Source organism: Pseudomonas sp. H1_F01 (genome assembly GCF_054681425.1).
This window is the reverse complement of record NZ_CP162823.1, coordinates 2,720,136-2,733,773: the sequence shown is the minus strand read 5'-3', so window position 1 is coordinate 2,733,773 and position 13,638 is coordinate 2,720,136. Positions and strand designations below refer to the sequence as shown.

Annotated in this window: 16 protein-coding genes and 1 tRNA gene; 9 read left to right on the top strand and 8 right to left on the bottom strand. The window is 57.0% G+C overall.

The genetic code is table 11. The features are described 5' to 3' along the window. Nucleotides 1-11 precede the first annotated feature (11 nt). Nucleotides 12-866: a LysR substrate-binding domain-containing protein gene (locus tag AB4O09_RS12695; protein WP_013693657.1), complete on the bottom strand. Its 855-nt coding sequence runs from the start codon at nucleotides 864-866 to the stop codon at nucleotides 12-14. A 106-nt stretch (nucleotides 867-972) separates the two neighbouring features. Here AB4O09_RS12695 and AB4O09_RS12690 point away from each other — a divergent pair, with 106 nt between their 5' ends. Continuing rightward, complete coding sequence (locus tag AB4O09_RS12690) at nucleotides 973-1,617, top strand: FMN-dependent NADH-azoreductase (protein ID WP_013693658.1); 645 nt, start codon at nucleotides 973-975, stop codon at nucleotides 1,615-1,617. An 85-nt stretch (nucleotides 1,618-1,702) separates the two neighbouring features. On the opposite strand, the gene AB4O09_RS12685 is transcribed toward AB4O09_RS12690, so the two are convergent. Next, nucleotides 1,703-2,047, bottom strand: a complete 345-nt coding sequence (locus tag AB4O09_RS12685) for a cupin domain-containing protein (protein WP_013693659.1) — start codon at nucleotides 2,045-2,047, stop codon at nucleotides 1,703-1,705. Between the two features lie 185 nt (nucleotides 2,048-2,232). Beyond that, entirely contained in the window at nucleotides 2,233-3,120 is an 888-nt protein-coding gene (locus tag AB4O09_RS12680; protein ID WP_003203147.1) for a LysR substrate-binding domain-containing protein, read from the bottom strand. A 108-nt stretch (nucleotides 3,121-3,228) separates the two neighbouring features. Between AB4O09_RS12680 and AB4O09_RS12675 the strand changes: the two genes are divergently transcribed. The 3 genes from AB4O09_RS12675 to AB4O09_RS12665 all read left to right on the top strand — a co-directional run bounded on the left by AB4O09_RS12675 (nucleotide 3,229) and on the right by AB4O09_RS12665 (nucleotide 6,323). Continuing rightward, nucleotides 3,229-3,603 (top strand): tautomerase family protein, encoded by a 375-nt coding sequence (locus tag AB4O09_RS12675; protein ID WP_444758653.1) that lies wholly within the window; start codon nucleotides 3,229-3,231, stop codon nucleotides 3,601-3,603. Between the two features lie 165 nt (nucleotides 3,604-3,768). Further along, nucleotides 3,769-5,937 (top strand): TonB-dependent siderophore receptor, encoded by a 2,169-nt coding sequence (locus tag AB4O09_RS12670; RefSeq protein ID WP_460108286.1) that lies wholly within the window; start codon nucleotides 3,769-3,771, stop codon nucleotides 5,935-5,937. Nucleotides 5,938-6,071: 134 nt separating this feature from the next. Next, nucleotides 6,072-6,323 (top strand): hypothetical protein, encoded by a 252-nt coding sequence (locus AB4O09_RS12665; RefSeq protein WP_028237312.1) that lies wholly within the window; start codon nucleotides 6,072-6,074, stop codon nucleotides 6,321-6,323. 167 nt (nucleotides 6,324-6,490) lie between these two features. Here the strand turns inward: AB4O09_RS12665 and AB4O09_RS12660 are convergent, their stop codons facing one another. Together AB4O09_RS12660 and AB4O09_RS12655 are read right to left on the bottom strand one after the other, a co-directional pair. Then, nucleotides 6,491-7,555 carry a hypothetical protein gene (locus AB4O09_RS12660; protein ID WP_177429522.1) on the bottom strand — a complete coding sequence of 355 codons (1,065 nt, stop codon included), beginning with the start codon at nucleotides 7,553-7,555 and terminating at the stop codon, nucleotides 6,491-6,493. A 47-nt stretch (nucleotides 7,556-7,602) separates the two neighbouring features. Then, nucleotides 7,603-7,714: transfer RNA gene (locus AB4O09_RS12655), tRNA-OTHER, on the bottom strand. Nucleotides 7,715-7,863: 149 nt separating this feature from the next. Between AB4O09_RS12655 and AB4O09_RS12650 the strand changes: the two genes are divergently transcribed. Then, nucleotides 7,864-8,430 (top strand): RNA 2'-phosphotransferase, encoded by a 567-nt coding sequence (locus AB4O09_RS12650; RefSeq protein WP_100264093.1) that lies wholly within the window; start codon nucleotides 7,864-7,866, stop codon nucleotides 8,428-8,430. Nucleotides 8,431-8,516: 86 nt separating this feature from the next. Here the strand turns inward: AB4O09_RS12650 and AB4O09_RS12645 are convergent, their stop codons facing one another. Then, entirely contained in the window at nucleotides 8,517-8,921 is a 405-nt protein-coding gene (locus AB4O09_RS12645) for an acyl-CoA thioesterase (RefSeq protein WP_100264061.1), read from the bottom strand. Between the two features lie 121 nt (nucleotides 8,922-9,042). Beyond that, the gene (locus AB4O09_RS12640) at nucleotides 9,043-9,792 is read right to left on the bottom strand and encodes a substrate-binding periplasmic protein (RefSeq protein ID WP_003203157.1); all 750 of its coding nucleotides are present in this window, start codon (nucleotides 9,790-9,792) and stop codon (nucleotides 9,043-9,045) included. A gap of 217 nt (nucleotides 9,793-10,009) precedes the next feature. Between AB4O09_RS12640 and AB4O09_RS12635 the strand changes: the two genes are divergently transcribed. The 4 genes from AB4O09_RS12635 (at nucleotide 10,010) to AB4O09_RS12620 (ending at nucleotide 12,979) form a co-directional block, all read left to right on the top strand. Then, a complete protein-coding gene (locus AB4O09_RS12635; protein ID WP_003203159.1) occupies nucleotides 10,010-10,810 on the top strand; it encodes a DUF6630 family protein in 801 nt (266 codons plus the stop codon). A 161-nt stretch (nucleotides 10,811-10,971) separates the two neighbouring features. Next, nucleotides 10,972-11,124 carry a hypothetical protein gene (locus AB4O09_RS12630; RefSeq protein WP_003203160.1) on the top strand — a complete coding sequence of 51 codons (153 nt, stop codon included), beginning with the start codon at nucleotides 10,972-10,974 and terminating at the stop codon, nucleotides 11,122-11,124. Nucleotides 11,125-11,163: 39 nt separating this feature from the next. Continuing rightward, entirely contained in the window at nucleotides 11,164-11,811 is a 648-nt protein-coding gene (locus AB4O09_RS12625) for a VOC family protein (RefSeq protein ID WP_038857543.1), read from the top strand. Between the two features lie 214 nt (nucleotides 11,812-12,025). Next, nucleotides 12,026-12,979, top strand: coding sequence for an alpha/beta fold hydrolase (locus tag AB4O09_RS12620; protein ID WP_003203164.1), 954 nt, complete (start codon nucleotides 12,026-12,028; stop codon nucleotides 12,977-12,979). A gap of 128 nt (nucleotides 12,980-13,107) precedes the next feature. On the opposite strand, the gene AB4O09_RS12615 is transcribed toward AB4O09_RS12620, so the two are convergent. Next, a complete protein-coding gene (locus AB4O09_RS12615) occupies nucleotides 13,108-13,596 on the bottom strand; it encodes an Lrp/AsnC family transcriptional regulator (RefSeq protein ID WP_003203167.1) in 489 nt (162 codons plus the stop codon). Between the last annotated feature and the right edge of the window lie 42 nt (nucleotides 13,597-13,638).

Sequence of the window (13,638 nt, the reverse complement as noted above, 5' to 3'; positions counted from 1 at the left end):
TGAAATGACAATCAAGCCCTGCGCTTGGCGCAATACTCCAGCATGAGCTGAGTGACCGCTGCCACAATCGTCTGATCCGCATCGGGCGAGGTGAACAGCCGACATTGGGCATCCGGCAAATTCGGCAACCCATGTTCTACCCCAATGACCGCCAATCCTTGCCCCAACTGACTCAGTGGCATGGGCGCTACCGCGAAGCCTGCCAAGGCCGACGCTCGCAACCCGGCCGTGCTGCTGCACAACATCACTGTGCGTTGGGCGATCCCCGCCTGCGCCAGCCTTGTCAGCGCGGCCTCGCGATAAGGGCACGGCTCGGGGAACAGGGCCAGCGGCAACGGCGTGGGTAACCGCGCAACGGGTTGCGCCGACCAGGCCCACACCAGCGGCTCTTGCCATAGCAACAGCCCTGCTTCGCTGGTTTCGCACAGCGAACCAATGACCACCTCCAGATGCCCTTGCTTCATCAGCGCCAGTAACGTCCCCGGAATGTTCACCTGCACCTCGATCTCCATCCCGGGGTACTGCGCTGCAAAATCCTGAACAGTGCGCAGTAATCGAGCCTCGACAAAATCTTCGGACACTCCGATCCGCAGCCGTCCATGAAACGGCGTGCGTGTCAGGTCTGTCCAGGCATCACGGTTCAACGCAAGGATCGTGCGCGCGTAAGAGACCAGGCGCTCGCCATCGGCCGTCAGTTGCTGGGAACGGGTGGTGCGCGTCAACAGGGGTTTACCAATCTGTTCTTCCAATCGCCGCACGTGGCCACTGACGGCAGATTGAGTCAGGTGCAGCTTCTGGGCGGCGCGGCTGAAGCCGTCTTCATCGACGACCGTGACCAATGTCTTGAGCAGCAGAGCATCGAACATAGTTTTATACGTGATCAATTGAGCTTTAATTCACGATTTATATTTCAATTACAACTATGTTGCAATGCTCCCACCTGCCCTGCCTTCCCCTCATTCAAGGTGTGTCATGACGACTCTTCTCCATATTCAGTGTTCTCCACGCAAGCACCGCTCGGCTTCCCTTGAAGTCGCGCGCAGCTTCATTGCGCGTTATCAAGCAAACACCCCGGACACCGAAATCATCACCCTCGACCTCTGGAACATGGCCCTGCCGGAATTCGATGATCTGGCCATGGAGGCTAAATACGCCGGGCTCAATGGCACGCCGTTGACCACCGCACAACAAGAGGCCTGGAACACGTTAGAAGCGTTGGCAAGTCACCTGCACCGCGCGGATGTACTCGTGATGTCCGTACCGCTGTGGAATTTCAGCATCCCGTACAAACTCAAGCACTTCATCGATCTGGTATCGCAGAAAGACATCCTGTTCAGCGTTGACCCGCAACGCGGTCTGGAAGGCATGCTGCACAATAAACTCGCCGTGGTGATGTACGCCCGCGGCCTGGATTTTTCGGCGCAGTCGATCACACCGGCGGAGCGCTTCGACTTCCAGAAACCCTACGTGGAAGCCTGGCTGAAATTTATCGGCATCACGGATGTGCATTCGGTGATTGTGGAGAAAACCATCCTGGGAGAAGACGTCGATCGGCACGCACGTGAGGCCGCGACTCAGCAAGCCAGGAACCTGGCAGACAGCTTTATCAGCACCTGATGATCGATGAGAAGAAGGCAGAAGATCCGGCGTGTGGGCGTTTGAAGGATTGGCTGGTTGCTCAGTTCAAGTAAAGTCAACGAACTTAACCTTGCCTGACAATATCGACCGATATCTCCACCGCCGCAATCGTGCCTCTGTTCTCAAGCCAGTGCGTGGTGTTCCTGTCCTCGGGCCAGCCCACTCCCGGCCCGTAATCCGTGGCGACGCCATTTCGATGGTCAGTGATCGTTCCTTGCAGAATGTAGACGGTGCCTGGTCTGTCGACATGGTTGTGAATCGGCCCGAAGACGCCTCCAGGCTCGATGGTCACCCTGCGCATCCTGAGTTGGCGCCCGGCCATACCCTCGATCTCAGGCCCCAGGTCAATCGTTGACAGTAACGTCACCGTTACCCCTTTCGTCTCAGGCGCCACCTGTTCGTTGCTCATCGCGCGCTCCCAACTTTACTTACAGGGCCTAACTGGAAGTAAAGACCCTGAAAGGTGTGATCCGTTGGAAGGCGACAAAGGGTCGATTGCCGGCCTTCGCGACAGGCCGTTGTAGACCCAGGCTGTGTAAAAACGTATCCCTGCTTTTTGACCTATGTATCAAAATCCCAATCTGACACCTCCCACTACTGCGCAACCGCAAAACCGAACGTGTGCTCTTGCAGGCTCGTTTTGATCAACGCGGCCAGTTGCCGGATGGCGGGCGTCGGGTCTTCTCCACTGCTGTGAAGCACATAGCCAAGGCTTGGTACGGCCGGCAAGCCGGAAACGACAGCGAGATGACTCGGCAGCCCAATGCGAGTTCGCAGCGTCAAGCCCAAACCGGCGGCGACGGCCGCCCAGATACTCGCGACGCTGGGGCTGGTCAGGGCGATTCGCCAGGGAATTTTCGCGGCATCCAGTGCCTGTGTGGCAGCGCTACGCAATACGCAAGGCGCGTCGAACATGATCAATGGCAGCGGTGAGTCAGCAAGGCGGGTAAGTGACGGCATGTCACGAGCCCCGATCCAGTGCATCTGCGTTTCGCCCAGCCGCGTGGCATAGGGCGACATATGCCCTGTGTCCCATGTCAGGGCCAAGTCCAGGCCAGCACTTTCGACCAACGCAAGCAGTTCGGCGTTACGCGCGATCCTGACCTCGAGAATCACCATCGGGTAAGTCTGGACGAAGCGTCGAAGGATCTCGCTCAGTAAATGTTCCCCAAAGTCTTCTTGAAGCCCGAGGCGAATTGTCCCCGCGGTTTGGCTTTCATGCAGGGTCTGGAAAATGCCGTCGTTCAGTTCCAGCAACCGACGGGCATGACTGAGCAGTGATTCACCTGCGGGCGTCAAGACTAACCCTCGACCGGATTTGGCCAGTACCGGAGTACCGATCTGCTCCTCAAGTTTCTTCAATTGAGCGCTCACGGCAGAAGTCGATCGACCGAGACGATCCGCCGCTTTGGCAAAGCTGTTGAACTCCACGCCGGTGACGAAAGTACGCAATACATCAAGATCGAAGGTCGGACGGCGCATTGAATAGTCCACTAATTTGGGATGATCTCCTCTATTAAATCTGATATTCGGAACTATCGCGACTTGATAGTTTTCCCCCCTGTCGCTTTAGCCATGGGAATAACTGTTATGCCGTTTTCACGTATTTCACTGCACCGGGGGAAGTCGGCCGAGTATCTACAAGCATTGTCCCAAGGGCTGCACGATGCCTTGGTTGATAGCTTCGAGGTGCCGAAGACCGATCGCTTCCAGGTCATCCACCAACATGAAGTGGGCGAGTTGATATTTGATCCCGACTACCTGGGTGGGCCGCGTAGCCATGACTTTGTGCTGATCACTATTACCGCTGGCCGCCCTCGAAGCGTCGAGGCGAAACAGCGTTTCTACCGCGACCTGGTCGAGAAACTGAGGCGAGCTCCAGGTCTCGACGCGGAGGATGTAATGGTGGTGATCACCACTACGGCCAGCGATGAATGGTCGTTTGGTGGTGGCCGGGGCAACTAGCCTTCAAGTTTGTGCGGGGTACGACGGCCATCGTGGATGACTGTACGGTGGCGGTGCACCCTGCGCACCGCCTACTCCAACCGCAACAAACTTTATCGCTTAGATGAATCCTGTGATACTTAATGCGAATTACTCTCACAAGCATTAGCATCTAAGGATCTATCCATGTCGACTTGTGCCACCCCGCCACGTCACTTCACCCCTGCCCGCAATCTTCTGGCCATGGCAATTTGCATGGCCACCCTCGCCCCAGCCTTTGCCGATGACAACAGCACCACCCCACCCGCCACCCTGGAACTAGACGCAACCGAGGTCTCCGGGAGCGGCCAACTGGGGAGTACCACGGAAGGCACCGAGTCCTACACCACCGGCGCGATGTCGACCGCGACCAAACTCCCGCTGACGATGCGTGAAACCCCACAAGCCGTCACCGTCATTACGCGCCAGCGCATGGATGACCAGGTGATGACCGACATCAACGACGTGGTCAAGGCGACGCCCGGTTTGTTCCTGGACTTTTCCTCTGGTCCTGGTCGGCAGATCTACAAGGCACGCGGTTTTGAAATCGACAACTTGATGTATGACGGCATCCCGAGTGGCTACAACGGCGTTAACGTTGGCGCCCAGCCTAACTTGGCCATGTTCGATCGAGTCGAGGTGGTGCGCGGTGCCACCGGCCTGGTGACAGGTGCAGGCAACCCTTCGGCCTCCATCAACCTGATCCGCAAGCGACCATTGGCCGAGCAGAAAGTCACCCTGACCGGTGCGGCCGGCAGCTGGGACGACTACCGTGGCGAAGTCGACGCCTCCAGCCCCCTCAACGACAGTGGCACGCTGCGCGGCCGGGTCGTGACCTCTTACCAGGACGCCAACAGCTTCATCGACAATGTCGAGGAGGACCACGGCCTGTTCTATGCCGTCACCGAAGCGGACCTGAGCGAAGACACCACCCTGACCCTGGGATTTTCCCATCAGAAGGACAAGACCAATTACTTCTGGGGCTCTTCGATGATCGGCCAGGACGGCCATCATCTGGACCTGCCACGTTCCTACAATCCGGGGACGGATTGGGAGAACAAGGATCAGGAGATCAACACCGTATTCGCCGAAGTCCGTCATCGCCTGGCCAATGACTGGAACCTTCAGGTCAACGCCAACTACTCCGAACAGAACGCGTTGTTCTCCGGCTCTTACCAATCGCGCTGGGTCAACAACACACTGGCCCGCACGGTCTACCAGGCCGACTTCGATGAAAACCAGGCCGGAGTAGACGCATTCGCCAGCGGGCCCTTCGAGGCGTTCGGACGCAGCCATGAACTGGTGGTGGGCGCCAGCAAGCGCATCTACGACATGACCACCCACAACTACAGCCCGTACGACACCAACTGGCCGTTCAATGCGGGTAAACCGGACTTCGTCCACACCAACAACCAGCGCGAAGTGACCACTCAGGATGGCGTCTACCTCACCACACGCCTGAGCCTGGCCGACCCGTTGAAGCTGATCCTCGGCGGGCGCCTGGACTGGTACGACTACGATAACCGGGATGGCGATGGCGACTACAAGGTCACCCGTAACCTCACCCGTTACGCCGGCTTGATCTACGACCTGGACGAGCATCACTCAGTCTACGTCAGCTACAGCGATATCTTCACGCCGCAGAGCTCCAAGGATACTTCCGGTAGCCCGGTCAAGCCGATCGTCGGCAAGAACTACGAGGTCGGCATCAAGGGCGAATATTTTGATGGCGCGCTGAATGCGAGCGTGGCGCTGTTCCGCGTCGACCAGGAAAACCGCGCCGTGCAACTGTTTACAGCAAACTGCCCACAGGCAACCTGCTATGAAGCCTCCGGCGAGATTCGCAGCCAGGGTATCGACTTCGAACTGCAAGGCGCCTTGACCGAAAACTGGCAAGTCGGCGGTGGCTACACCTACGCACGAACACACACTATCAAGGACGCCGCCAACCCACAGAACGTAAACAAGCAGTTCGACACCGACACGCCGGAGCATCTGTTCAAGCTGACCACCAGCTACCACTTCCAGGGCCCGCTGGAAAAACTGCGCGTGGGCGGCAACGTCTCCTGGCAGAGCCGCATGTACAACGACATCCTGCTGGCTGATGGCAGCAAATACCGCCTCGAACAGGGCAGCTACGCGATCACCGACCTGATGGCCGGCTACCGGGTCAGCCAGAACCTGGACTTGCAGGTCAACGCCAACAACATCTTCGACCGCAGGTACTACTCGACCATCGCCAACTCCGTGAGCTATGGCGGTGACTCCTACGGCAACCCTCGCAATATGATGCTGACCGCCAAGTACAGCTTCTAGAAAGCAGAAAAAGGGGACGTAACTTGGAGCGTCCCCTTTTCAACCCATAGCAATGCACTTGCGACCATCCTCATGGTCTACCGGAAGCCGCAAATTTCACCTCCCGCACACATCTGCGCTAGAGAGACAAGTACATGAAAATGGCTGCCATTTTTGCACTCACCTGGATTGGCTTCACCTCAGCGGGTGCATTTGCCGGTGATCGGAACCAGGACTATCGAGAGGCAAACAGGCGCCACTGGGAGCAGCAGCGGGAAATGGATCGAGCCGCAGACAGGAAACACCGCGAGCGCCATCAAGAGAGGGAGCGGGAAGAACGCAAGCATTATGAGGAAATGGAGCGGGAAGAGGCCAGGCGTAGAGCGCAGTACTATCAAGAGCGGTAGAACGTCTGCCGCGATTGGCTTCATCAGGCGCCTGATTCTGTCACTGCCTATATATCCGGAATTGAACTGGCCTGTAGCATGCAGAGACCTATGCCTCAGCAGAAAATCCGGATCAGACTATAACTTGACAGCCGTGGTCTGACCCGACTCTGCGATTTTGGCGCGATCTAGTTACCTTTACAAATATCTGGAAAAACCAAGCTTGAAAGTTCCTTGAAATTATTAGCATCAAGAAAACTCATGTCCTGCTTCGCGATCACGCGTCCAGGATAGCTTTTTTTCTTTCTGTCAAAAGTTGTGGAAACGAAGCCATGGTTACCGACCATTCTAAGCGCCTTTGAAATACGCTCAGGATAGCTCTTGCCTGCCCACTTCCGCAGGGTATCTTCTGGCGCACCACGCAAGTTCAGCTCCTCGCAAACGGCCTCTTGAACAAATCTACCAAGATCACAGGATGCGATTAGCCGAGCATCAATTGCGGCTAGATACCGCATGAGTATGGAGACGAGTGTAGAAATATCCTTAAGAGATGGCTCGCTCTTAGAACTGTATCGCTCAAGGGTTTTTTCGAAGTCTATACCGGCATGCTCGGCAGCCAGATACTCCTTATCCGCGATCAAATCCGAAACGACCTTGGGATCTAGCGGATCCGTATCCAGGTCGTGTACGAGTACATTGCGCCATGCAACCAATAGGACCACAGCCGAGTGATAGGACGGTCTTAGAGGAATGGCGGAAATGGCAGGTCCGTTCAAGGTTTGAGCGTGGGAAAAAAGCCCACCACAACGAGCATTCAACGATAGCGTTTTCTGTTTGCCACAGAACTTTTCCGAAAAATCACGCAGGACAGACTTGATCTCGGATGGGCGATCGATGACTTCATTCAGTCGCGTCTCGAGCATTGATATGCCGCTTGGCGTGAGCGCCTGGCCCCTTTGGATAATCTGAGGCTCTTTTCTCAGCACTGAACGTAAGGTCATATCAGCCAATGGGCTCGGACCAACGCCTAAGTCTTCAAGGTAATGATCCAAGGCATCACAGGCCGTTACCATCAAAGACTTTATTGCAAACCCTCTTGCCTCACGCTCAGCCTGGATGAGATCACCAGGAGCCCAGCTAACAGCAAGATCCTTGGGTTTCAACGCGATTCCTGCACCGACCCCGCATAAACCGATCACGACACTGTTCAGGTTTCGCACCGGATTGCCAAGCTTGGTACGGAACAGCTTCAAGGCTCGCGTACGTAAAATTATAGTGCTCGTCATATTGCTGCTTAACGTGAAGTAGGCCGGATTCGAACCGGCATGGAGAAAACTTCTTCTCCCCCGCGGATAATGTAAAGCCGAAGCTTAAGTAAAGGGCGGGTGAGCTTACCGATGCTCAACTACTCCGCCGCGGATAGTACCAACGCAACTGAGTGATATCAACTCAACATCACTCAGAATGAGCCCGCTTCGGCCTCCGGGAACGTTCGTTTGAGTGCCTCCATGCCGCCAAGCACAGTACTATCTGTAATCAGCCAATGAAAAAGGACCTTTCCTTGAACAAGAAACAACGTGACGACATCAGCAAGCTCCTCAGCTACGTACTACGCCATGCCCCCGAATCCATGGGGCTCGTCCTGGACCGCGACGGTTGGGCCGACATTGATAATCTGATTTCGAACGCCAACCAACATGGCCGTACCTTCGACTACCAGATGCTGCACGAGGTGGTCGAGACCAACGAAAAGAAGCGTTTCACGCTCTCTGAAGATGGTCAACGCATCCGAGCCGCACAAGGTCACAGCACCGGGCAGGTCCAGGTGCAACACGTCGAAAAAAAACCACCTGCCCAGCTCTATCACGGAACCGCCAGCCGCTTCATGGCCTCCATCGAGGTGCAGGGCTTGATCCCAGGCAGTCGGCACCATGTCCATCTGACTGAAAGTCCCGAAACAGCAATGGCCGTTGGCAAGCGCTATGGACAACCTGTACTACTCGCTGTTGATGTACAGGGTATGAGAGAGGCAGGGGTTCGGTTCTTTCAGGCGGACAATGGCGTTTGGCTTGTGGAGTCGGTACCTGCGGCCCACTTGAAGACGGTAGAGGACAAAACTCACACATGAATGGGTCCGTTTTTTACCGTGGTCTGACCCCGATGTCCCGCTATGACCCCGATTTCTCATGCCCGGACGAACGTCTTTCCAGCGGGTTATGAAAGAAGCGCTCTCAGCTGCGCGGGAACGGCTACAACTTCTTTGGTTTCCGGCGAGACACATACATGAGTGACATTCGCCACAAAAGATAAGGGCCCATTAACAATGAACCCTTCGACCAAAAACGTGAACGAATGAACGCCCAACTTCGCCACGCTGACTTTGATAGACAACTCATCATCCCACGTCAAAGGCATCAGAAACTCCATTGACATGGCGCGTACGGGCGGCAGTATCTCAAAGCCCATCAGGGTTCTAAGACCGGGCGTGCCCAGCCATTCATCGAGTGCCACATGGATAGCCTCTACTGAAAAATATGAAAATCGCGGTGTGTAAACCACTCCTGCCGGATCACAGTCGCCAAACAAAACAGTTCTACTGACGAAAACCGCCTTGGGCATTGGTCTATTTCCCTTTAGTTTTCAGATCCTTGGTACATATTTGTCACTCAAGGATGATAACCATAATGAGCGTAGAAAGCCGTATTAATACCTGGGACCGGCTTTCGCCGGTTCCGTGAGTTCATTGTCCAACCGCCCCCTCATACCGCCGCTGAATCCGCTCCAACTCCCCGGAACGCCGCAACTGCTCTAACGCACTGGCCCACGCCGCCACCACTTCATCGTCACTGTCAGGGCTGAAGGCGATGTACAGCGACGAGCGATACAGTTCGATAGGAATTCGCCGCAGCGTGCCCGGCGCGATGTTCAACTGACGGCTGTAGTAAGCCACGCCCGCATCGGTGTCGCCGATGATGATGTTGGTGCGTCCGGCAAGCAGCATGCGGTAAAGCAGCTTGCTCTCGGTGGCGCTTTTATCCAGATTGTTGAAGCCCAGCGACTGCAACATCTGCGGCACCAGGCCGGCGTGGCGGGTGGTGATCTGCGGGGCACGCAGCAGTTGTTCCAGGGAGTTCACCGGCGGCGTACTGGCCAGTTGATAGGGATGGATGGACTCTTCCACGATCGGTCCGACCCATTTGTACAATGGCTCGCGCTCCGGTGTGCGGAACAGTGAGTACATGATGGTCTTGGGTCGCGTCTTCAGTACCTGGGTGGCTCGCATACTCGGCTGCAACAGCACCTCGAAGTCATTCCCGGTGAGCGCCATGATGGCCCGGACGATCTCGGTGGTCATGCCGGTCAGCTGATTGTTTTCCTGATAGTTGTACGGTGCCCACTCTTCGGTGATGACTTGATACTCCTCGGCCCCGGCATCAACCGTGCCGAGCAACAGGCAGAGCAGCGCTGCAGCCGGTGTCGAATGTCTCACGTGTTCTCCCGCCGGATTGTTCGGTGTTTGTACATGGATGAAGCCTGATTCAAGGGGGCAAGGTAAGCATAGACCCAAACACACGCCCAACAGTTGACGCAGTCCACATTCCGCCCCTTAGCAACCCCCAGGCCTTGGTGTACGATCAGCGCGATCCGGATATCGGCCAGCGTACGCGGCGCTCCCCTTTCGCCCTTCTCCCTGTGACCCCGCCCACATGAATCCAATCGACCCACTGTCGTTTCAACGCATCATCACCGCCCATGGCAACGTCGAAGGCGCGGCGTATTTCGACGCTGAGGAAAGCCTCGTCCATGACGTGTTTGCTGACCGCATCGTTTTCCAGACCAACTACCTGGATTACCGCAGTTATGAGGTCGATCTCGCCGAGGGCAGCGTACGCGTGCGCAAGACGCGGCTGGATAACTACTCGCGCGGCCATAAGGCACAGGTGATCGATGACGACATGGACGACGAGGACTGGGCCGAGCTCGGTAGCCTGTGGCAGCGCTTGAGCCACGACCTGGACACCCAGGAGCAAGGGCCTCAGCCCGATTTGGCCGAGACCCTGGCCGATCTGTTTGATTGCCTGTTCGACGAGGCGCGCGCGCAGGCGCTCATTCAAAACATCCCGGTGCCTACCGGGCAGTGGGATTGGGCTTGGACGCAGGTTGAGTCAGCGCTCACCGAGGCCAATCAGTTGGCGGGGTTCGAATGGAAGGAGTGGTCGTCCTACGGGGTCGATGCCGTCAATGCCCTCGCCCCGCTGCGGCAACTGGGCATTGAAATCCCTGCGCCTGAGCGTAAAGCCATCGATGCTATCAACCGCGCCAACGATTGGGAGCGTGCGCTCCTGCAGTATTTCAACGCCCAGCTGGAGGCCCATGACTTGAAGTTGTTGGCCATCGGCACGCACTTCGATGAATACCAGGCCTTTGCCTGCCTGCCCATGAACGGTCTGGGCCTGATCAACGCCCTGGAGATCATGGGCAGGCTGGGCATCGTCTACAAATATTAAGCGACTGACGCCACGCGCTTTCGGTCCGTTTTAACAAGCCCATAAAGGGCTACCCCTCCTTTGAGCCTCGAAGTGACGACATGACAAACTGTGATCAATGCGGGTTCCTCCTCCCTTACGACACTGCTGCTTGCCCGCGATGCGCCGGGGAAATTCAGTACATGGTAGAGGCACACGCGCCAAGGTCCCAGCCGTCGAAAGGGCAGAAAATCCTGAAATGGGTGCTGATCGGTATTGTGGTCGCAGTGCTGGCAGCGGTGGCGGCGGTCATGTGGATCTTGCACTCGCTGGGGCCGATGCCTTCTTTTGGTTGATGGCGACAGATACTTCCCAACCCACGGATGGATGAACACATGAAAACCACCATCGATCACCTCGTCATCGTGGCAACGGACCTCGATACCGGCTGCGCGTTCGTGACTGACGCATTGGGCGTCGCCCTTCAACCTGGCGGCGTCCATTCACGCATGGGCACCCATAACAGGCTGCTGCACCTTGGCCCCGGGCTCTACCTCGAAGTGATTGCCGTGGACCCGTCCGCCATACGTCCGGACCGGGCACGCTGGTTCGGCCTTGATCAATTGGCCCCCCATTCGCCGGCACGCCTGGCGACCTGGGTGGCACGCACCGATGATATCCATACCGCTCGTGATGCTTGCCCTGGCCTTGCCGGGGATGTCGAACCCATGACGAGAGGAACATTGAATTGGCAAATAACCGTACCGGCTGATGGAAACCTCCCTATGGCCGGATCAGTCCCCACCCTCATTCAATGGGCGCCTGGGCCTCATCCGGCGGACACGCTCCAGGACAAGGGCTGCACGCTATTGGCACTGGATGTCTTTCATACGGATCCGGAAAAAATCAAAGCGATCCTGACGGCCATGAACTTTTCTGGCCCGGTCCATCTTCATGCACTGCAAGCGCCTTCGGCACCCTACCTGGTTGCGCATATTCAAACGCCAAATGGCCTGAAGACATTGCCGCTTTTACACGTGTGACCGTTTGGGGCGGCTTCGCCACCCAGCGGGAGCAAGCTCCCTCGCCACGAAGACTCACCTCGCAACCGAAGCGAAACGCAGCTATTGGAATTTTCCAATAGTTGCTATCGATACCGGCGCCGTTCTCGTCCACGGCCTCTCTCTCTAATCTGCCCACCAACGCGATCGACGACGATCGCCGCAGATCAAACCGACCTTTATGGAGAGAGAAACGATGAACACATTCAACCGCACCCTCGCTGTCGCCACCCTGGCATTGGCCACCCTCAGCGCCGAGGCCGCGTCGCCTGTCCAGGCCGCTGCCAGTGCGTCTGCTGTCGGCAGCGTGGTCCAGTCCGCCAGCTACATCACCACCAAGGATGGCGTCCAGCTGTATTACAAGGACTGGGGCCCGCGCGATGGTCAGGTCGTGACCTTCAGCCACGGCTGGCCACTGGACTCCGACAGCTGGGAAGGCCAGATGATGTTCCTCGCCTCGAAGGGTTATCGCGTGGTGGCTCACGATCGTCGCGGCCACGGTCGCTCCAGCCAGCCTTGGGAAGGCAACGACATGGATCACTACGCCGATGACCTGGCGGCGGTGATTGAAGCGCTGGACCTGAAGGACGTCACCCTGGTGGGCTTCTCGACAGGGGGCGGTGAAGTGGCTCGCTACATCGGCCGTCACGGCACCGCTCGAGTGAAGAAAGCCGTGCTGGTGTCCTCTGTCCCGCCGTTGATGCTCAAGACAGACACCAACCCTGGTGGCTTGCCTATCGAGGTGTTCGATGGCCTGCGCAAGGCGTCCCTGGAGAACCGCTCGCAGCTGTACCTGGACATCGCCTCGGGCCCGTTCTACGGCTACAACCGCAAGGGCGCCAAGCCATCCCAAGGGCTGATCCAGTCGTTCTGGGTGCAAGGCATGCAGGGTGGCAGCAAGAATACCTATGACTCGATCGCGGCATTCTCGGCGACCGACTTCCGCGGCGATCTGAAGAAGTTCGATGTGCCGACGCTGGTGATTCATGGCGATGACGACCAGATCGTGCCTATCGACGCTTCAGGCCGGGCCTCGGCGGCGCTGATCAAGGGCGCTCGACTGATCGTCTACCCTGGCGCGCCGCACGGCTTGACCGAGACGCACAAGGATCGCCTCAATCAGGATCTGCTGACCTTCCTCAAGGAATAAAAGCCCAGATCCCTTGTGGGAGAGAGCTTGCTCGCGATGGCGGTAGATCAGCTTGCCTCAATGCTGAATCTGCCTACGCCTTCGCGAGCAAGCTCGCTCCCACAGTTGCTCCAGGATGGATCTCGGGTTCAATGCCGCAACAACTTACGCAATGGAATCTCATCCTTGCGCACCGGTGACTTGATGACGATGTAGCTGAAGTACTTGGAGATGCCGATGTTTTTGTCCAGCAGGCTTTCCATCACGTCCTGGTAGTCCTGGATGCTGCGGGTCATGAAGCGCACCAGGTAGTCGTAGCCGCCGCTGATGAGGTGGCATTCGAGTACTTCATCCACCAGGCGGATGTTGGATTCGAACTTGGCGAAGTCCTCACGCTTGTGGTCGCTCAGGGTGACTTCGGTGAAGACCGTTACCGAATCGGTAATCTTGGCCAGGTTCAGATGGGCCTTGTAGCTGGAAATGTACCCCAACGACTCCAGTCGTTTGACCCGCTGCAGGCACGGGCTGGCGGACAAGCCCACGGCATCGGCCAGGCTGACGTTGGTCATGCGGCCATCTTTTTGAAGCTCTACCAAAATGCTGATGTCGATCCGGTCCAGTTTCGCTAAACCTTCCATCGCATACCTCTTGCCTGCCGTTTGTAAGACAATCTTCTAACA